The organism is Paraconexibacter sp., assembly GCF_059438195.1.
The window spans coordinates 1-18,878 of record NZ_JBLKKY010000046.1 but is presented as its reverse complement, the minus strand read 5'-3'; the positions used below and the strand labels follow the sequence as shown (position 1 = coordinate 18,878).

General features: G+C 73.1%; 17 protein-coding genes. 9 read left to right on the top strand and 8 right to left on the bottom strand.

Translation table 11 applies throughout. The annotated features are described in order from the left end of the window. Position 1 precedes the first annotated feature (1 nt). The gene (locus ACME2J_RS15265) at positions 2 to 1,885 is read left to right on the top strand and encodes a metallophosphoesterase family protein (RefSeq protein ID WP_495545791.1); all 1,884 of its coding nucleotides are present in this window, start codon (positions 2 to 4) and stop codon (positions 1,883 to 1,885) included. Here ACME2J_RS15265 and ACME2J_RS15260 read toward each other — a convergent pair. Genes ACME2J_RS15260 through ACME2J_RS15250 form a run of 3 tightly spaced genes read right to left on the bottom strand, consistent with a single transcriptional unit; the run spans position 1,854 to position 5,212 of the window. Next, positions 1,854 to 3,020, bottom strand: a complete 1,167-nt coding sequence (locus ACME2J_RS15260; RefSeq protein ID WP_495545790.1) for an AI-2E family transporter — start codon at positions 3,018 to 3,020, stop codon at positions 1,854 to 1,856. The genes ACME2J_RS15265 and ACME2J_RS15260 overlap by 32 nt on opposite strands. Positions 3,021 to 3,041: 21 nt before the next feature. Then, on the bottom strand, positions 3,042 to 4,247 hold the full coding sequence (locus ACME2J_RS15255; protein ID WP_495545789.1) for an ArsA family ATPase: 1,206 nt from the start codon (positions 4,245 to 4,247) through the stop codon (positions 3,042 to 3,044). Next, positions 4,244 to 5,212 carry an ArsA-related P-loop ATPase gene (locus ACME2J_RS15250; protein WP_495545788.1) on the bottom strand — a complete coding sequence of 323 codons (969 nt, stop codon included), beginning with the start codon at positions 5,210 to 5,212 and terminating at the stop codon, positions 4,244 to 4,246. Before ACME2J_RS15250 ends, ACME2J_RS15255 begins: the two co-directional genes overlap by 4 nt. Before the next feature lie 129 nt (positions 5,213 to 5,341). On the opposite strand from ACME2J_RS15250, the gene ACME2J_RS15245 reads away from it, so the two are divergent. After that, the gene (locus ACME2J_RS15245) at positions 5,342 to 6,109 is read left to right on the top strand and encodes a ParA family protein (protein ID WP_495545787.1); all 768 of its coding nucleotides are present in this window, start codon (positions 5,342 to 5,344) and stop codon (positions 6,107 to 6,109) included. A gap of 547 nt (positions 6,110 to 6,656) precedes the next feature. Beyond that, on the top strand, positions 6,657 to 7,883 hold the full coding sequence (gene ftsZ, locus ACME2J_RS15240; RefSeq protein WP_495545805.1) for a cell division protein FtsZ: 1,227 nt from the start codon (positions 6,657 to 6,659) through the stop codon (positions 7,881 to 7,883). Positions 7,884 to 7,950: 67 nt separating this feature from the next. Here the strand turns inward: ftsZ and sugE are convergent, their stop codons facing one another. Next, positions 7,951 to 8,265 carry a quaternary ammonium compound efflux SMR transporter SugE gene (sugE, locus tag ACME2J_RS15235; protein WP_495545786.1) on the bottom strand — a complete coding sequence of 105 codons (315 nt, stop codon included), beginning with the start codon at positions 8,263 to 8,265 and terminating at the stop codon, positions 7,951 to 7,953. A gap of 78 nt (positions 8,266 to 8,343) precedes the next feature. Between sugE and ACME2J_RS15230 the strand changes: the two genes are divergently transcribed. Genes ACME2J_RS15230 through ACME2J_RS15220 form a run of 3 tightly spaced genes read left to right on the top strand, consistent with a single transcriptional unit; the run spans position 8,344 to position 11,234 of the window. Next, entirely contained in the window at positions 8,344 to 9,840 is a 1,497-nt protein-coding gene (locus ACME2J_RS15230) for a gamma-glutamyltransferase family protein (protein ID WP_495545785.1), read from the top strand. Then, positions 9,837 to 10,274 (top strand): hypothetical protein, encoded by a 438-nt coding sequence (locus ACME2J_RS15225; protein WP_495545784.1) that lies wholly within the window; start codon positions 9,837 to 9,839, stop codon positions 10,272 to 10,274. The genes ACME2J_RS15230 and ACME2J_RS15225 overlap by 4 nt, the downstream gene beginning before the upstream one ends. A gap of 30 nt (positions 10,275 to 10,304) precedes the next feature. Next, positions 10,305 to 11,234 (top strand): DMT family transporter, encoded by a 930-nt coding sequence (locus ACME2J_RS15220; protein ID WP_495545783.1) that lies wholly within the window; start codon positions 10,305 to 10,307, stop codon positions 11,232 to 11,234. Here ACME2J_RS15220 and ACME2J_RS15215 read toward each other — a convergent pair. Further along, positions 11,227 to 11,856, bottom strand: a complete 630-nt coding sequence (locus tag ACME2J_RS15215) for an LON peptidase substrate-binding domain-containing protein (RefSeq protein ID WP_495545782.1) — start codon at positions 11,854 to 11,856, stop codon at positions 11,227 to 11,229. The two genes, ACME2J_RS15220 and ACME2J_RS15215, sit on opposite strands and share 8 nt — an antisense overlap. A gap of 53 nt (positions 11,857 to 11,909) precedes the next feature. On the opposite strand from ACME2J_RS15215, the gene ACME2J_RS15210 reads away from it, so the two are divergent. Next, on the top strand, positions 11,910 to 13,322 hold the full coding sequence (locus ACME2J_RS15210; RefSeq protein WP_495545781.1) for a cryptochrome/photolyase family protein: 1,413 nt from the start codon (positions 11,910 to 11,912) through the stop codon (positions 13,320 to 13,322). A gap of 118 nt (positions 13,323 to 13,440) precedes the next feature. Next, entirely contained in the window at positions 13,441 to 14,418 is a 978-nt protein-coding gene (locus ACME2J_RS15205; RefSeq protein ID WP_495545780.1) for a hypothetical protein, read from the top strand. Between the two features lie 13 nt (positions 14,419 to 14,431). Here the strand turns inward: ACME2J_RS15205 and ACME2J_RS15200 are convergent, their stop codons facing one another. The 3 genes from ACME2J_RS15200 to ACME2J_RS15190 are packed head-to-tail and all read right to left on the bottom strand — an operon-like array spanning position 14,432 to position 17,363. Beyond that, entirely contained in the window at positions 14,432 to 14,647 is a 216-nt protein-coding gene (locus ACME2J_RS15200; protein ID WP_495545779.1) for a hypothetical protein, read from the bottom strand. Then, the gene (locus tag ACME2J_RS15195; protein ID WP_495545778.1) at positions 14,644 to 16,863 is read right to left on the bottom strand and encodes a molybdopterin-containing oxidoreductase family protein; all 2,220 of its coding nucleotides are present in this window, start codon (positions 16,861 to 16,863) and stop codon (positions 14,644 to 14,646) included. Before ACME2J_RS15195 ends, ACME2J_RS15200 begins: the two co-directional genes overlap by 4 nt. Further along, complete coding sequence (locus tag ACME2J_RS15190) at positions 16,860 to 17,363, bottom strand: winged helix-turn-helix transcriptional regulator (protein ID WP_495545777.1); 504 nt, start codon at positions 17,361 to 17,363, stop codon at positions 16,860 to 16,862. Before ACME2J_RS15190 ends, ACME2J_RS15195 begins: the two co-directional genes overlap by 4 nt. A gap of 71 nt (positions 17,364 to 17,434) precedes the next feature. On the opposite strand from ACME2J_RS15190, the gene ACME2J_RS15185 reads away from it, so the two are divergent. Next, positions 17,435 to 18,878 (top strand): cryptochrome/photolyase family protein (locus ACME2J_RS15185; protein ID WP_495545776.1); only part of this gene is annotated, 1,444 nt, incomplete at its 3' end.

The window sequence follows — 18,878 nt, the reverse complement described above, 5'->3', positions numbered from 1 at the left end:
GATGTCGATCGTGCCTCGTCTCCTGACGGCCGCCTGCGCGGCCGTCCTCGTGTCCGCCCCCGCCGCGCACGCCGAGCGCGCCGACGAGCCGTGGCCGCCGAAGAAGGGGCCCGGCGACCTCTTCGTCCACTTCGGCGAGGAGCACTACAACGACGCCGACGGGGGGACGCTCCTCCCGAAGGTCGTCGAGGGCGCCGCGGCGTACGACCCGGCCCTCGTCACCATGAGCGGCGACAAGGCCGACGACGGGGAGGCCGCGCAGCTCGAGGGCTGGAAGCGCGTGATGGAGCGCTTCGACGAGGCCGGCGTCCCGTACCTCGCGGGGGTCGGCAACCACGACCGCAAGGCTCCGCCCGGAGCGCCGGGGGGAACCGTCGGGCTCTTCTACCTCACGACCCCCGACTCGCTCGACGAGTACAAGCAGGTCTTCCGCGACCGCCCGTTCCCGATGGGCGACGCCGCGACGTACGACGGCATCGGGCCTGCGCGGCCCGCCGGCGACCCGGCGGGCGCCGCCGGGACGTACTACGCGGACGTCGGCCGCGTCCGCTGGATCTTCCTCGACAACTCGTGCTGGGGCCTCACGAGCTGCGATCCGTTCCAGGCGCGCGCGGAGGCCTCGCGAGCGACGCAGCTCGACTTCCTCCGCGCCCGCGCGACCGAGGCGACGCGCGCCGGGAAGGCCGTCTTCGTCGTCATGCACATGCCGACGCGCGATCCCCGCGACCAGTCCTACACCGACCTCACCGCCCGCAACCACGTCATGGGCAAGGGGATCTCGCCGGACAACGGCGCCTTCGAGCGGGCCGCCGCGGAGACCGGCGTCGACGGTGTCTTCGTCGGCCACATCAAGGGCCAGTTCCTCTACCGCGGCGCGGGTGACGTGCCGTACTTCATCGACGGGGGCGCCGGCGGCGAGCTGTACACCGAGGGCCCGGTCGGCGTCGACCACGGGTACTGGCACGGCTACCGGCTCGTCCGCGTCGCGCAGGACGGCGTGACGAGCGACGTCGTCCCGATCTTCGTCGAGGACGGCATCACCGTCGAGGGGCCCGCGCGCCTCGGGCGCGGCGAGGTCGGCGCGTTCTCGGCCTTCGGCCGCCAGCCCGTCTTCAACGACCCCGCGAAGGTCGACCGCCTCGAGCTCCGCGACCCCGATCCGGTGCGTCCCGAGGCGCGCTCGGGCTTCCTCGCCGGCGCCGGCGGAGACATCGTCCTCTACGGCGGTCCGCTCCTCCTCGTCGGCCTCTTCCTCGTCGGCGCCGCCCGCTTCCGCATGCTCGAGCGCGCGCCGCGTGCGGCCCTCGGCGCGACGCTCGGCGTCGTCGTCGTGAGCGGCTTCGGCGCCGCGGCGGTGGCCGGTCAGCAGGACGTCCCGACGTCGACGCCTCGCGAGAGCCTCCCGGCGCCGGCGCGCATCTGGGAGACCGGCAACGAGCGGGTCCTGCGCCCCGTTGCGGCCGCCGACGACGACCCGCGCCGCGATGCGGCGACGCAGACGACCTCCGGTCGCTTCGTCGCACGCTGCCCCGGGCGGACGCAGATCTCGGTGACCTCGGGCTGGGAGCGGACGGCGACGGCGGTGACCGTGCCGAGCCGGCAGGGCCGGATCGCGAAGCGGGTCCGCCGCGGCGAGCGCTCGGCGCGCAGAGGCCGCTCGACGACCGTCGCCCGGATCGTCCCCGCGCAGCCGGTCGTCACCCGCGTGAGGGTGAAGAAGGGCCGCCGGGTCGTGAAGACGCTCGTCCACCGCTGCTCCGGCAAGCCGGTCGCGGCGCGCTGGCGCCCGTCGAAGGCGACGAAGCGCGGCCTCTACGACGTCGAGGTCGCCGTCTTCTCCGACCGCGAGCCGATCATCCGGCGCTACGGGGTCCGGGTGCGCTAGCCCTCGGCGACGCCCCGGCCGCGAAGGGCAGGGCGGCCTGCTCGTCGCTCGCCGCCGCCGTCTCGGCGGCGGCATCCGCCTCGCCGGCGAGGCTCTGCACCGCACCGTGGATCGCGGCCGCGAGCGGGACCGCGACGACCGCACCGGCGATCCCGGCGAGCGAGCCTCCGGTGCCGACCGCGATGAGCACGACGACCGGGTGGAGGGAGACCGCCTTGCCGACGATGACGGGCTGCAGGACGTTGCCCTCGAGCTGCTGCACGGCGATGACCGCGCCGAAGATGATGAGCGCGTCCGTCACGCCGCCGAACGCGAGCGCGACGAGCACGGCGACGAGACCCGACACGAACGCGCCGATGAACGGGATGAACGCGAGGACGAACGTGAGGACGGCGATCGGGATGACGAGCGGGACACCCACCAGCAGGAGCGCGAGGCCGATCCCGATCGCGTCGATGAGGGCGACGAGAGCCTGGCCGCGGACGTAGCGCGACATCGCGTCGAACGCCGCTCGACCCGCGCGGTCGACCTCCTCCCTGTTCTCCCCGGGCACGACCTTGAGGAGCGAGGTCCACAGCGCCGGGCCGTCCTTGAGGAGGAAGAAGAGGATGACGAGGCCGAGGACGAACCCGGCGGCGATGTTCGCGGCGACGAGGAAGGCCTCGAAGACGCCGAGGCCGATCATCCGCGCGTTGTCGCGCAGCGCGTCGACGGCGCCGTCGACGGCGTCCTCCACCTCCTGGCGCTCGATGCCGAAGCCCCCGAGCGCGTCGGGCAGCTCCGAGGCGCCCTCGCGGATGCTCTGCTCGAGGTCGGTGGCCTGGTCGACGACGGAGGGTCCGAGGAGGACCCCCGCGCCGGCGACGACGCCGAGGAGGAGGAAGAAGGTCGCGAAGGCGGCGAGCGCCGGAGGCGCCCCGATCCGCCGGAACGCCGTCGTCAGCGGCCAGAGCGCCGAGGTGACGATGAGCGCGATGAACAGCGGGATCGTGATGATCGAGAGCCGCAGGAACACCCAGCCGAGAGCGACCGCTCCGATCGCCACGACGAGGAGTCGCCAGGTCCAGGCGGCCGCAAGCGCGAGGCCGTGGGGGACGTCGCGGCCCGCCCGGCGTGTCGGAGGCTCGGCGGGCATCTCGACTCTCTTCGTTCCCGGCTACTGACGCGGACGAACCTCTGTTCGCGACCGCGTGGCCTCCACGGCGTCGCGGCCCGCCACCTCCGCGAGCAGTCGCTCGCGCTCGGCGTCGTCAGCGAAGAGGTGCCGCTCGACGCCGACGAGCCCCGCGATGTCGGAGACCTCGCCGTCGAGGAGGGGGACGAGGACCGGGTCGTCGATGGCGAGCTCCCGGCACAGCCGCTCGACGCTCGCCGCGTCGCGGGCCGCGATCTCCTGCTCGTCGGCGTACGTGCGGGCGACCTTCCGCGCGAGCGCCGGCTCCAGCGCCTTCGAGATCTCCTCCGTGAGGCTCTCGACGTCGACGGGCGCCGTCTCCGCCGCGGGCGTGAGGCGGTTGACGACGAGGGCGCCGAACGGCATGCCCGCATCGCGGAGCTTCCCGTGGAAGAACAGGGCCTCGTCGACGGGCTCCGGCTGGGGCGAGGTGACGACGACGAAGGTCGTCCCCGGGTCGTCGAGGAGCGCCTTGACGCCCGCGGCACGCTCCGTGAAGCCGTCGATGATCCCGCCGAGGGCCCGGAAGAAGACCGAGAGGTCCTCGAGGAGGTCGACGCCGGTGACGCGCTTGAGGACGCTGAAGACGACGCCGGTGCCGCGGCCGACGATCTTCGCGGCGAGCCCCGTCGGCGCGAGGAACATCTTGAGCGCCCGCCCCTCGAAGAAGGCGGTGAGGCGGTCGGGGGCGTCGAGGAAGTCGAGGGCGTTGCGCGATGGCGGCGTGTCGAGGACGAGGACGTCGAAGCCCCCCTCGCGGTCGAGGTCGTAGAGCTTCGCGATCGCGGTGAACTCCTGCGACCCGGCGACGGCGCCCGAGAGCTCCTGGTAGATGCGGTTCGAGAGGATCTCGTCTCGCGTCTCCGCGTCCGGCGCCAGCCGGTCGATGAGCTCGTCGAACGTCCGCTTCGCGTCGAGCATCATCGCCCACAGCTCGCCGCGCACCTCGAGGCCGGCCTCGGCGAAGAGGGCGGGGTCGACGAGATGGGGCTCGTTGCCGAGGTCCTCCAGGCCGAGCGCCTGCGCGAGGCGCTTCGCCGGGTCGATCGTCACGACGGCGACGCGCTTGCCGCGGGCGGCGAGACCGAGGGCGATCGCCGCGGACGTCGTCGTCTTCCCGACGCCGCCCGACCCCGCGACGATGCAGATCCGCTTGCCGGCGAGCCGGTCGTCGATCGCGCCGCTCACAGCGTCGCCTCCGCCCGGTCGATCCGGCGGCCGAGCTCGTCGGAGAGCTCGTGCAGCCCGGCCGGGTCCGACGTGCCGCCGGTGAGGAACGGGACCGAGACGACCGGCACCTCGTCGCGGAACGCGCGCCGCAGCCGGGACACCTGCGCGCGCTGGGCGCGCGTCGTGCGCTCGACCCGCGCGGCGACGCGCAGCGCCGACCGGGCGCGCGGGCTCGGCGCCGCCGCGACGGCCTCGGCGATCGCCTCTCCGTCGCGCGGTCCGAGGCGGGCCGGGCGGACCGCGTTGAGGACCGCGAGCGCCGGCGGCATGCCGAGCGTCTCGCGCAGGCCGTCGCGGAGCATGAGCGCCTCGGTGACGGCCAGCTCCTCCGGCGTCGCGACCGCGACGACCGCCGTGCGTCGGGGATCTCTCAGCATGTCCTCGATCGTACGGCCCTGGCGCGCGATCGGACCGACGTGGGCGGCATCGGCGAACGTCCGGGGGGACCGGAGCATCGCGAGCCCGTGGCCGGTCGCGGGCGCGTCGAGCACGACGAGGTCGTACGGATGGCGGTGGGGGAGACGGCGCTGCGGCTGGGCGAGCTCCCAGACCTTGCCGATCGTGAGGAGCTCCGCGAGGCCCGGGGTCGCGGCGGTGAGGTACGTGAAGGCCCTGCTCTGGGAGAGGACCTCCGCGAGGGCCCGCACGGGGAGCTGGTCGATGAGGTACTCCTCGAGAGCGTGCTCGGGGTCGACGCTCACGTGGGCGAGCCGGTCGCCGACGACGCGCTCCCGCGAGGGGTCCCCGGGCCCGGCTCCGAGCATGCGCGACGCGTCGTCCCGCCCGCTCACCTCCGCCAGGATCGTCCGTCGCCCGCGCCGCGCGGCGTCGAGCGCGAGGGCGGCGGCGACCGTCGTCTTGCCCACCCCGCCCTTCCCCGTCACGACGACGAGGCGGTGCGCGTCCCCGTCGCGTGCGGCCATGCCGGGATCCTATGACCCCGCGTGGCCGACGCGCCGTGCAGGAACCGCGGCCCCGATCGCGAAAACCCCCGACGTGGCGGCCCCGGCCGGGGCCGACAGACCGACCCACCGGAGCGACCCGTGTCGAGTGTGGAGAAGAACCCAGAGGTCATCGTCTTCGCGAATCAGAAGGGCGGCGTCGCCAAGACGACGACGACGCTCAACCTCGCCGTCGCCTTCGCCGAGAAGGGGCACCGCGTGCTGTGCGTCGACATGGATCCCCAGGGGAACCTCACGATGTCCCAGGGGATCGATCCCGACGCGCTCGAGCAGTCGATGTTCGACGTGCTCGTGCACGGGCTCCCCATCCGCGAGGTGATCCGCAAGCGCGAGATCGACGTCGCCTGCGCGTCGATCGACCTCGCCGGGGCGGAGATCGCGATGTCGACGATGATCGGCCGCGAGCGCGCTCTCGAGAAGGCGTTCAAGGCGATCCGCGAGGACTACGACTTCATCTGCATCGACACGCCGCCGAGCCTCGGGCTGCTCACGATCAACGCCCTCACGGCCGCGGACAAGGTGATCGTCCCCGTGCAATGCGAGTATCTCTCCATGCGCGGGCTGATCCAGCTCCAGAACACCCTCGCGATGATCCGGGAGAACCTCAACCCGGACGTCGAGATCGAGGGGATCCTCCCGACGCTGATGGACACGCGGACCGTCCACGCCAAGGAGGCGATCGAGATCCTCGAGGAGAACTTCGGCGACCGCGTCTTCGCGTCGCGGATCAAGAAGACCGTGCGGTTTGCGGAGGCGCCCGTGAAGGGCATGTCGGTGCTCAAGTACGACCCGGACGGCATGGCCGCCCAGTCCTATCGCGATCTCGCGAAGGAGGTTCTCACCCATGGGAAGCGGTAAGCGCGCGTCGATGCGGGAGGGGCCGCTCGCGGCCCTCTTCCGCAAGACCGAGGAGGTGCAGGAGCACGTGGCCCGCAGCGAGGTCAGCGCGTCCGATCAGCCCCAGGCGGGGGCCCCTGCGCCTCCGCCCCCGGCGACGGAGGCGGCGCGCGCCGCGGCGTCCGATCCCGCGCAGCAGCGTCTCGACGTGGCGGGCCGCGAGGCGTCCGCGCCGGAGCCTCCGCGCGAGCCCGCGCCCGCGCCCGCTCCGGAGGCCGCCGGGACCCCCGAGCCTCCGCGCGAGCCCGCGCCCGCGCCCGAGCCGGCGGTCGCCCCCGCGGCCGAGGCGTTCGAGCCGCGCGTCCGCGAGACGCCGTATCCGCACCCGTCCCTCGGTGCGCAGGACGAGCCCGCGATGGACGAGCCCGAGCCCGAGCCGCGCTCACCGCAGGAGCGTCTGCGTGACGCGTTCAGCTCCGAGCTCCCCGAGGACGTGATGGCCTCGCCGCGGACGCCTCCGAGGACGCCGCCGCCGCCGCCCGCCCACGAGGAGCTCATGCCGCCGGCGATGCCGGCGAACCACGACCCGTACGCCCGCGGCGGCGCGTCCTCGGGGTGGGGGGCCGCGGCCGATCGGGTGGTCGAGCCCGTCATCCGCGTCGTCGGCGTCGGCGGCGCCGGCGTCAACGCCGTCAACCGCATGGTCGAGGCGGAGGTCGCGGGCGTCGAGTTCATCGCCGTCAACACCGACGTCCAGTCGCTCCAGCAGTCGACGGCGGACGTCACCCTCCACATCGGCCCGCAGATCACCCGCGGGCTCGGCGCCGGCTCGGACCCCGAGCTCGGTCGCCGCTCGGCGCAGGAGGACCTCGACAAGATCAAGGCGCTCCTGAAGGGCTCCGACATGGTGTTCGTCGCGGCGGGCGCCGGTGGCGGCACCGGGACGGGTGCCGCACCGATCGTCGCGCGGCTCGCGCGGGACATCGGCGCGCTCACGGTCGGCATCGTCACGAAGCCGTTCGGCTTCGAGGGCAGCCGTCGCATGGCCGCGGCGGACGAGGGGGTCGATGCGCTCGCCGACGAGGTCGACACGCTCATCGTCGTCCCGAACAACCGGCTGCTCACCGTCCTCGACAAGCACACGTCGATGGTCGACGCCTTCCGCGTCGCCGACGACGTCCTCCGTCAGGGCGTGCAGGGCATCAGCGACCTGGTGACGCTCCCGGGCCTCATCAACCTCGACTTCGCCGACGTGCGGACGATCATGTCCGAGGCGGGGAACGCCCTCCTCGGGATCGGCATGGGCGACGGCGAGCATCGTGCGGTCGAGGCGGCGAAGCAGGCGGTGTCCTCCCCGCTGCTCGAGACGAGCATGGACGGCGCGCGGAAGATCCTCCTCTCGATCACCGCGGGCAGCGACCTCTCGCTCTGGGAGGTCAACGAGGCCGCGAAGGCCGTCGCGGAGGCTGCCCACCCGGAGGCGAACATCATCTTCGGGGCGATGGTCGACGAGAAGCTCGCCGACCAGGTGTGGGTGACCGTCGTCGCGACCGGGTTCAGCGGGGCGAGCGGCCCGGTCCGCGACCGCGAGCGCCAGCCTGCGTCGACGCGCCGCACCACGCTCGAAGAGCCGGCGGGCGAGCCGCGGGTGGAGCGGCGCACCGCCCCGCGCGAGGAGCGCCCGCGTCAGCGCGAGGAGCGTCCGGCGCGGCCGCCGCGCGAGGAGCGGTCGGAGCGCAAGGGGCCGCTGCGCATGAGCGAGCTCGACGTCCCCGAGTTCATCCCGCGCGGCTGAACGAGTCTCCTGAGGGGGAGAGAGGACGACGGGCCCGGCGAGCCGCCGGGCCCGTCGTCGTCACCGGTCACTCGACGATGGCGAGCCAGACGATGCCGGTCGCGATGAGCGCGATCGCGGCGAGCCGCGCCGGGGCGGCGGACTCGTCGAGCAGCACGATGCCGAGGATGGCGGTGCCGACGGCGCCGATGCCCGTCCACACCGCGTACGAGGTCCCCGCGGGAAGCTCCCGCAGCGCGAGCGCGAGGAGGACGATGCTCGCCGTCCCCGCGACGGCGAAGACGACGCTCGGCACCAGCTTCGAGAACCCGTCGGACTCCTTGAGGGCGATCGCCCACACGCATTCCAGGAGCCCGGCGGTGAGGAGGAGGATCCAGGCCAAGGTCGGCCCGAAGCTAGCACCTCGTGGGAGGATCTCCGCGATGCCGAGCCCGTCCGCACGTCACGCGCGAGGGATCGGGTGAGCCCCGCGCGCGGCGTCGTCGCCGCCGGGCACCCGACGAGCGCCGAGGCGGGCGCGTCGGTCCTCCGCGAGGGCGGCAACGCCGTCGACGCGGCGCTCGCCGCGATGCTCACGTCGTTCACGGCCGAGCCGCTCCTCACGGGCCCCGGTGCGGGCGGCTACATGCTCGTCGCCGGCGCGGAGTCCGAGCCGGTGCTCCTCGACTTCTTCGTGTCGGCTCCGGGGGTCGGGGGCGACGGCGCCGTCCGGGCCGAGCTCGTGCCGGTCGAGGTGTCCTTCGGCGACGCCGTGCAGGTCTTCAACGTCGGTCCGGCCTCCGTGGGGGCGTGGGGGAACCCGGCCGGGATCTGCGCGGCCGCGCAGCGCTGGGGGAGCGTCCCGATCTCCGAGCTCGCGAGGCGTGCCGCCGTCGTCGCGCGCGAAGGCGTCCCGCTCAACGCCGCGCAGGCCTACGTCTTCGAGATCCTCGAGGGCATCCTCGTCTCGACGCCGGAGGCGACCGCCGTCTTCGCGCCGGACGGACATCTCCTGCGCGAGGGGGACGTCTTCCGCTCCGACGACCTCGGCGACGCCATCGAGCGGCTCGGGGCCGACGGGGCGGCGCCGTTCTACACCGGCGAGGTCGCGGAGACCGTCGTCTCGTACCTCGCCGACCGCGGCGGGACCCTCACGTTCGAGGACCTCGCCGCCTACGTCGCCGTCCCCCGCGAGCCGGTGCGCGTCGGCTACCGCGGCCGCGAGGTCGCGACGAACCCGCCACCGTCGGCCGGCGGGGTCCTCATCGCGATCGCGCTCGGCCTCCTCGACCGCGACGAGGACCCGCCGGGACGCAGCGGCCCCGCCGCCGACCGGCTCGTCGAGGTGATGGAGCAGGTGCAGGCCGGCCGCACCCCCGAGTTCGTCTCCGGTCTCGACCGCCCCGGCGCGGGCGAGCGCCTCCTCGCCGAGAGGCTCGGGTCGACGACCCACGTCTCGGTCCTCGACGAGAGCGGGCTGGCGTGCGCCGTGACCTGCACGAACGGCGAGGGCTGCGGGATCGTCGTCCCCGGCACCGGCGTGCACCCGAACAACATCATGGGCGAGGAGGACCTCAACCCGCTGGGCTTCCACGCCTTCGCGCCCGGTCGCCGGATGCCGTCGATGATGGCGCCGACGATCGTCCGCGGCGAGGCGGGGGTCGAGCTCGTCGTGGGCAGCGCGGGCTCGAACCGCATCCGCTCGGCGATCCTGCAGACGATCGTGGGGGTCGTCGACCGCGGGCTCCGCGCGCAGGAGGCCGTGGTCGCCCCGCGACTCCACTTCGAGAGCGGCGTCGTCTACACCGAGCCGGGGATCGACCTCGACGTCCTGAGCCGTGTCGGGAGGACGGTCGCGCCGTTCCGCGGGCGCAACCTCTTCTTCGGCGGCGTCCAGGCGGTCGAGTGCCATCCGGTGACGCGCGAGGTCAGCGGCGCGGGCGACCCGCGTCGCGGTGGTGCGGCGGTGATCGCGTGAGGCGCCTCGTGCTCCTGTGCCTGGCCGCGGCGGCCGGCCTCGGCGCGTGCGCCGAGGGGACGCCGTCGCCGGACCTCTTCATCGTCCAGCGGTCGGGGTCGCTTCCCGACGCGGAGCTGCGCCTGCGCGTGACCGACGGCGGGTTCGTCCGCTGCGACGGCGGCCCGGAGGTCCAGATCACCTCGGAGCAGCTCATCGACGCCCGCGCGATCGCCCGCGCTCTCAACGGCGAGCCGGACGACGAGGAGCCCGGCATCGTCGAGACGTCGCCGCGCAACCCGCCGCGACCGGGGTCGCAGCTGCGCTACGAGGTGCGCTCCGAGGAGGGGACGGTGACGTTCGCCGACAACTCGCAGCCGGTCCCGGACGAGCTGCAGGAGCTGCAGGTGCTCGTCCGCGCGCTCGCGCAGGAGGCGTGCGACCGCGAGCGGTAGCGCACCGCGCCCGGTGCGACGATGTGTCGCATGGGTCGCCGCCACTGGGTCGCGCTCGGCGCTCTCGCGGCGACGTGGGGAGCCTCATATCTCTTCGTCGAGCTGGCGCTCGAGGACTACTCGAGCGCGTTCATCGTCTTCGGTCGCACGTCGCTCGCGGCGCTCGTCCTCGTCCCGATCGCGTGGCGGACGGGAGCGTTCGCCGGACTCCGGGGGCGGCTCCCGGACGTCGCGATCCTCGCGCTCGTGCAGATCGCGATCCCGTTCCTCTGCATCGCCGAGGGCCAGCATTACATCCCCAGCGCCCTCGCGGGCATCCTCGTCGCCTCGGCGCCGATCTTCACCGCGCTGCTCGCCATCCGTCTCGATCCGGAGGAGCGGATGGAGGGGTGGTCGGCCGTCGGGATCGTCGTCGGCATCGTCGGGATCGTCCTCCTCTTCGGCGTCGACCTGTCCGGCGACGCGATGGCGATCCTCGGCGGCGGACTCGTCCTCCTCGCGGGCTTCGGGTACGCGGTCGGCGGGCACCACCTCAAGCGGCGCCTCGGCGACGTGCGGCCCGCGGGCGTGGCGGCCGCCTCGATGGTCGTCGCGGCGCTCGTGACGCTCCCGTTCGCCGTCGCGACGGCGCCGGACGAGGTCGGGGCCGGCAGCACCGCCGCGCTCGCGGCGCTCGGCGCGGTCGGCACGGGCGTCGCGTTCCTCATCTTCTACTCGACGATCGCGGCCGTCGGGCCGTCGCGGGCGATGCTCGTCGCCTATCTCGCTCCGGGCTTCGCGGTCGTCTACGGCGCGGTCCTGCTCGGCGAGGACGTCACGGCCGCCACGGTCGCCGGCCTCGCTCTCATCCTCGGTGGCAGCTACCTCGGCGCCGAGGGCCGGCCGCCGTGGCGGCGCGCGCCGATTCCCGAGCCCGCGGCCGCGGACGTCCTCGCGGCGCCCGGCGACCGGGTCAGCTGAAGCGCACCTTGCCGTTCGACCGCGCGCGGACCTCGGCCTTCTCGATGAAGTCGAGGCGGCGCATCGCGGCGCGGAAGAGCCGGGTGACGAGCCGCAGGCGCGCGTTCTCGGAGCGGAGGTCGAGGAGGCCCTGCTTCGCGTCGAGCCCGAAGTCGACGGTCGCCGCCATCTCGTAGGAGCCGAGGTCCGCGAGCTCCGACGGTTCGAGGATCTTGTCGGTCGCCGCCTCGACGAGCTTCGCGTACGCCTCGTGGGCCTCGTCGAGCGTCGCCGCGTCGACCTCCTCGTCCTTGTCCGCGACGAACTCGACGGTGCCGGCGGGGTAGGGGACGTCCTCGAGATCCTCGTCGAGCAGCCGCAGCCGTCGCGTCCCCCGGGCGACGATGTTCATCCGGCCGTCGTCGAAGCGCTCGAGGACCTCCTCGACCCGGACGGCGCACCCGCTCATCCGCAGTCCGTGATCACCGGCCCACACGATGCCGAACTCGGACCCGCTCTCCAGGCACTCGGCGATCATCGTCCGGTAGCGCTCCTCGAAGATGTGGAGCGGCACGAGCTCGTGGGGGAGTGCGACGAGCCCGAGCGGGAAGAGAGGGAAGCGATGGACGACGTCTTCGGACATCTCCGTCGAGTCTACGGTCGACCGTGGCGCACCGACGCCCGTATCTCCGATCGATGACCTCGACAGCGATCGTCTGGTACCGGCGCGAGCTCCGCGTCCACGACCTCCCGGCCCTCCACGAGGCGAATGCGGCGCACGACCGCGTCGTCCCGCTCTTCGTCCTCGACGACGCGCTCCTCGGCGGCCGGTTCGCGAGCGGCGCGAGGACGCGGTTCATGCTCGACGGCCTGCGCGAGCTCGACGACGCGCTGAAGGAGCGCGGGTCGGGGCTCGTCGTGCGACGGGGCTCCGACGTCGTCGCCGAGGTCGTCGCGGTCGCCCGCGAGGCGAAGGCCGACGCGGTGTACTGGACGAGCGACGCGGCGCCGTACGCGCGGGCGCGCGACCGGCGGGCGACGGAGGCGCTCCGCGATGTCGACGTGGAGCCGGTCCCCTGTCCGGGCAGCTACTGCATCGACGTCTCGAAGCCGCGGACGGGCGACGGCAAGCCCTACGCCGTCTTCACGCCGTTCTCGCGCCGATGGGAGACGGCCGAGCGGCGGCCGGTCCACGGCGCGCCCCGCGACCTCGGCGGCCTGCCGTCGTCGCTGAAGAAGGGCCGGCTGCCGTCCCTCGACGCGCTGGGCCTCGCCGACGAGGTCCCCGAGCCCGTCCGTGAGGCGGGGGAGACGGCGGCGCGTGACGCGATGCACGCCTGGCTGCGGGGACCCGTCGACCGCTACGCGGACCTCCACGACCGGCTCGCCGGCGGGACGAGCGTGCTCTCTCCGTACCTGCGCTGGGGGCTCGTGAGCCCGCGCGAGCTCGAGGAGAAGGCCCGTGACCGCGGCGGGGAGGGCGCCGACGCCTTCGTCCGCCAGCTCGCGTGGCGCGACTTCTACGCGCACGTCCTGCTCACGCACCCCGACAACCTCCGCCACGAGTACCAGGAGCGCTACCGGTCGCTCGAGTGGGACCACGACGACGAGCTGCTCGATGCGTGGCGGGAGGGCCGCACCGGCTACCCCGTCGTCGACGCGGGGATGCGGCAGCTCGCCCGGACGGGGTGGATGCACAACCGCACGCGGATGATCGTCGGCTCGTTCCTCACGAAGGACCTCCACCTCGACTGGCGTCACGGCGAGGCGCACTTCGAGCGGCTCCTCCTCGACGGCGAGCCGTCGCAGAACAACGGCAACTGGCAGTGGATCGCCTCGACGGGGGTCGACCCCGCGCCCTACTTCCGCCGCATGTTCAACCCGACGACGCAGGCGAAGAAGTTCGACCCCGACGGCGAGTACGTCCGCCGCTGGGTGCCCGAGCTGAACGACGTCCCCGCGAAGCGGATCTTCGAGCCGTGGACGATGACCGACGAGGAGCAGGACGAGGCGGGCTGCGTCATCGGCGAGGACTACCCGGCGCCGGTCGTCGACCACGGGGAGGAGCGCAAGCGGGCGATGGAGCGCTACCGCGCGGCGGGCGACTGACGGCCGGCGCGGATACGGTGTCGCGATCGCCGGCGACGAGGACATCGAGGCCTACGAGGAGCGGTTCCGCCGCGCCGGGCTCCCGCTGTTCATCGAGGACGTCGACGCCGAGACCGACGTGTGGAACCGCGCCTTCCCGGTCCTCGCCCTCGTCTTCGTCGCCGAGATGCTCGGCGGCCTCAACCTCGAGTGGGGGCTCGGGGCGAACATCGCCGCCGGCGTGGGGTCGTTCGCGATCGCGATCGGCGGCGTCCTCCTCGTCAACCGGGTCCGCGGCCGCAAGGTCCTCGCGATCCCCGAGTCGATCGGGGGCCTCGAGCTCGCGGCCTTCGTCCTCCTGCCGGCGGTCCTCCCGTACGTCTTCGGCGGGCAGGTGACGAGCGCGATCGTCACCGCGGCCGGCAACCTCGCCGTGCTCGCCCTCCTCTACGGCGTCCTCGCCGTCGGGCTCGTCGCGATCGTGCGCTGGGCCGCGGGCCGGCTCGCCCGCCAGCTCCTGCGCTCGCTGTCGCTCCTCGCCCGGGCGATCCCGCTGCTGCTCCTCTTCAGCGTCGTCCTCTTCGTCAACACCGAGATGTGGGAGGTCTTCGCGCGGATGGACGTCCTCACGCTCGTCGCGGTCGTCGTGCTGCTCGTCCTCGTCGGCTCCGGGTTCGTCGTCCTGCGCCTCCCGCGCGAGCTCGACGAGATCGAGGCCGAGGCGGGCGAGCGAGGGCCCGACCTCGGCCGCCGCCAGCTCTTCAACGTGGGCCTCGTCCTGTTCGTGGGTCACGCGCTGCAGGTCGTCGTCGTCACCGTCGCGGTCGCCGCGTTCTTCGTGATCTTCGGGCTCCTGACGATCCGGGAGGAGGTCGTCGTCTCGTGGCTCGGCAGCCCGGGTGATGCGATCACCCCTCTCGGGATCGACGTCGGCCTCACGACCGAGCTCCTCCAGGTCGCGACGGGCATCGCGGCGATCAGCGGGCTCTACTACGCGATCGCGGTCCTCACCGACGCGACCTACCGCGAGGAGTTCCTCGACGACGTGCGCCGAGAGATGCGCGGCAACTTCGTCGCGAGGGCCGAGTACCTGCGCCTGCGAAACGGCACCCCCTGACCCGCCGAGGTGGTCAGTCCGCGCGTGGCGGCGCGTCGAGCCGGCCGCGCTGGCCCGGGGCCCCGCCCGACTGGTCGTCGGGGATCTCGGGCAGCTTCGTCATGACGAGCCGCGTGACGACGTGGTCGGCCCGGCTCTTGCGGTGGCGCAGCGCGCGGTTGAGCAGCGCCTGCTCGACGGTGGCCTGCGCCTCGCGCGCACGCAGCGCCGCTTCCTTGCGGACGGTCATCGCGTCACCGTCGCGTCGACGGGGAGGTGCTGGACGTGCGCCATGTGCGCCGGTGGCTCGTCGAGCCGCCGGATCGACCCCGGGAACCCCTTCAGCTGCGGGACGCCCTGCTCGAAGTCGAGGTAGTCGTCGGAGTCGGCGATGAGGTTCGCGTCGTTGTGCTCGTGGGCGCCCCCGCCCTCGAGCTCGTCGAGCAGCTCGGGGAACCACCAGCCGCGGGGGACGCGGAGATGTCCCGCGAGCATCTCGGAGCGGATCTCGACCATCGCGCTGATCGCCCCCTGGGTCGAGCTCACCTCCGCCCAGTCGCCGTCGGCGAGCCCGTGGGCCGCCGCGTCGTCGGGGTGGACGAACACCTTCGGCAGCGGAGACATCTTGCGCAGCGACGGCAGCTGGCGCTGGCCGGTCATGAAGTACGGGTCCTCGCGGACGCCGACGAAGAGCCTGAACGGGTGGTCCGGCTCGCTCGGCGGCTCGCGGTGGTACGGGAGCGGGTCGAACCCGAGCTCGTCGAGGACGCTCGACCGCAGCTCGACCTTGCCCGACGGCGTCGCGAAGCCCGTCTTGCGGTAGGAGCGGTACTCGAAGGGAGCGATGCGCATGTCGTGCGTGTCGCAGAACTCCTGATAGGACATCCCGAGCGGCGTGAGCCGGTGGTCGAGGATCTCCTCGACCGACGTCCACGGGAACTCCTCCTCGAGGCCCATGCGGACGGCGAGGCCGCGCCAGAGGTCGAAGACGCCGCGGCACCCGGGCGGCGGATCGACCGCCTTCTCGGAGGCGATGAGCCACGAGCGCCACAGCCACGAGTCGTGGACGTTGGGACGCTCGAGCCACGTGTCGCCGGGCAGCACGTAGTCGGAGAGCTGCGCCGTCGGCGTCATGAACAGGTCGTGCGAGACGACGAGGTCCTGGTTCATGAGCCCCCGCCGGATCTGCTGCTGGTTGGCGAAGCTCATCATCGTGTTGTTGCCGAGGCTGAAGAACGCCTTCACCGGATAGGGGTCGCCGGTGTCCATCGCGCGGAACAGCGCCGTCGGGTTCGCCATGTACGAGCCCATGACGATGTTCGCGTGGCGGTGGCCGTAGACCCGCTCGGTGTGCGGCGCCATGATGTCGCCGGCGCGGTAGGTGAACGCCGGGTGCGTGTCGGACCCCAGCTGCTTCGCGCGCTGCTCGGGAGCGAGCCGCTCGTGCTGCTCGAGCGTCGTCTCGGCGACGTACTCGGGGTTGTACCCGTAGAGGAGCTCGCCGCCCGGGATGTCGAGGTGGCCGCAGATCGCCTTCACGATGCTCTGCAGCCGCAGCGCCGAGGTCGAGGAGACCTGCTGGTCGGTCACCGGGGACCACGGCATGCACGCCGACCGCGCCGTGGCGTACACGCGCGCGGCCTCGCGGATCTGCGCGGCGGGCACGCCGGTGATCTCCTCCACGCGCGAGAGCGGGTACTCGTCGGCGCGCTCGCGCAGCTCGTCGAACCCGACCGTCCAGTCGCGGACGAACTCCTCGTCGTAGAGGCGCTCGTCGATGATCACCTTGAGCCATCCGAGGTACATCGCGGCGTCCGTCCCGGCGCGCAGCTGGAGATGGACGTCGGCCCGGTCGGCCTGCCCCGACACGCGCGGGTCGAGCACGATGACCTTCGCCCCGCGCTGCTGCGCGCGGCGGATGAAGTTGTAGATCGGCGTCCACGAGTGCCGGCGCGGGTTGTGCCCGTTGAGGACGATGAGGTCCGTGTTGAGCAGGTCCGGCCACGGGAACCAGCCGAGGGTGAACTTCGTCACGGCGGCCGTGTTCCCCATGCAGAAGGCGACGCCGCTCGTGAAGTTCGGCGAGCCGAGGAGGTTCATGAAGCGACGACACATGCCGTTGTCGACGCTCGTGTTCCACCCAGACGTCGCGACCGCGAACGCCTCGGGACCGTGGGTCTCGACGACGCGTCGCAGTCGCTGCGCGATGTCGTCGAGGGCGTCGTCCCAGCTCACCTCCTCGAAGCGTCCCTCGCCCCGCTCGCCGACGCGCCGCAGCGGCGTCGTGAGGCGCTCGGGCCGCGCGTAGAGCTTCGCGGCGGAGATGCCCTTGACGCAGAAGTTGTCCTTGATGACCGGGTTGGACGGCGGCGTGATCTTCACCACCTCGCCGCCGCCGACCGTGACGTCGAGCTGGCAGGCGATGTCGCAGACCGCGCACACGGCGCGCTTGGTCTCGGTGGTCATGCTGCGGTCCCCTTGCTGTCGTTGACGTGGCGGGTGCGGACGACGAGGCGCTCGACCTCTCCGGGGCCCGGGGTCGCGTACACGCCGCGGGCGTCGAGCCGGTCGCCGCAGCACGGGCAGCTGAGCACCGGGTCGACGTGCTCGCCGCAGCCGCGATGGACGATCTCGATCGGTGGGCCGTCGGGCGCGGCGTGCTTGTCGCCCCACTGCCGCATCGCGTCGATGATCGGCCAGAGGTCGATGCCGCGCTCGGTGAGCCGGTACTCGGACCGCGGCGGCCGCTCGCTGTAGGGGACCTTCTCGAGGACCCCGTTCTCGACGAGCCGCGCGAGCCGCTGGTTGAGCGTGTTGCGCGAGATCCCGAGCCGCTCGTGGAAGTCGTCGAACCGACGGACCCCGAGGAACACGTCCCGGACGATGAGCAGCGACCACCAGTCCCCGACGACCTCGAGGCACTGCGCGACCGAGCAGTGCATCTCGGCGTAGCTCTTGCGTTCCATGATTGAACCGACCCTAACCGCCGCCGGCGGCGGAATGCAACCCGTCCCGCCCGGGGATGCGTATCCCCGGCATGCCCCACACCGCCCTCGTGCTCGGCGACCAGCTCATGCGCTCGAACCCGGCGCTCGACGGCGCCGACCGCGTCGTGCTCGTCGAGTCGACGGCGCTCATGGCGCGCCGCCCGGTCCATCGGCGGCGCCTGCACGCCGTCCTCGTCGGGATGCGCCGCCTCGCCGCGGACCTGCGCGAGAAGGGTCTCGACGTCGTCGAGCACCGCGGCGCCACGTCGTTCGCCGACGCGCTGCGCGCCCACGACGGGGAGGAGCTCGTCGGCGCGGCGCCGAACCGCCGCGGTGCGCGCGAGCACCTCGAGGGCCTCGGCGTCCGGGTCGTCGGCTCGAACCAGTTCCTCGTCGGCCCCGAGCGGTTCGCCGCCTGGGCCGACGGCCGCACGCGCCTCCTCATGGAGGACTTCTACCGCGACATGCGTCGCGAGCACGGCGTCCTCCTCGACGACGACGGCGAGCCCCTCGGGGGTCGCTGGAACTTCGACGCCGAGAACCGCCGGCCGCCGAAGGACGGCCTCGACGCCCCGCGGCCCTACCGTCCGCGGGAGGACGACGTCGACGACGAGGTGCGTGCCGACCTCGACCGGCTCGTCTCGGCCGGCGCCATCGAGGCCTACGGCGACGACGGCCCGCGGCTCGTCGCGGTGACGCCCGACGAGGCTCGCCGGGCGCTGAAGGACTTCGTCCAGAAGCGCCTCGCCGACTTCGGGCCGTGGCAGGACGCGATGGTCCCCGGCGAGCGGCTGCTCTTCCACGCGAACCTCTCCGTCCCCCTCAACCTCGGCGTGCTCGACCCGCTCACCGCGGTCCGGGCCGCCGAGCGCGCCTACCACGACGGCGACGCGCCGCTGCAGAGCGTCGAGGGGTTCGTCCGGCAGGTGATCGGCTGGCGCGAGTACGTGTGGGGGATGTACTGGCTGCGGGGCGGCGACTGGTCGCGGCGCAACGCGCTGCGCGCGCGCCGGGCCCTGCCCGCGGTCTACACGTCGTCGACCGCGCGGTCGGGGTGGGAGTGCCTCGACGCGACGCTCGCCGGAGTCCGCGAGGACGCCTACGCCCACCACATCGAGCGGCTCATGGTGCTCGGGAACGTCCTGCTGCTGACCGGCGTGGAGCCGTGGGAGGCGGTGCGCTGGTTCGAGACGGCGTTCGTCGACGGCGCCGAGTGGGTGATGGCGCCGAACGCCGCCGGGATGGCCCTCTACGCCGACGGCGGCGAGATGATGACGAAGCCGTACGCGGCGGGCGGCAACTACATCTCGAAGATGTCCCGGCACTGCCCGTCGTGCCGGTACGACCCGAAGAAGCGGACGGGCCCCGACGCGTGCCCGGTCACCGCGCTCTACTGGGACTTCCTGCACCGCCACCGCGAGCGCCTGCGCGGCAACCGCCGCGAGCAATTGTCAAATGTTGTGGATAGGGCGATGAAGGGTGATCAGGCGGCGA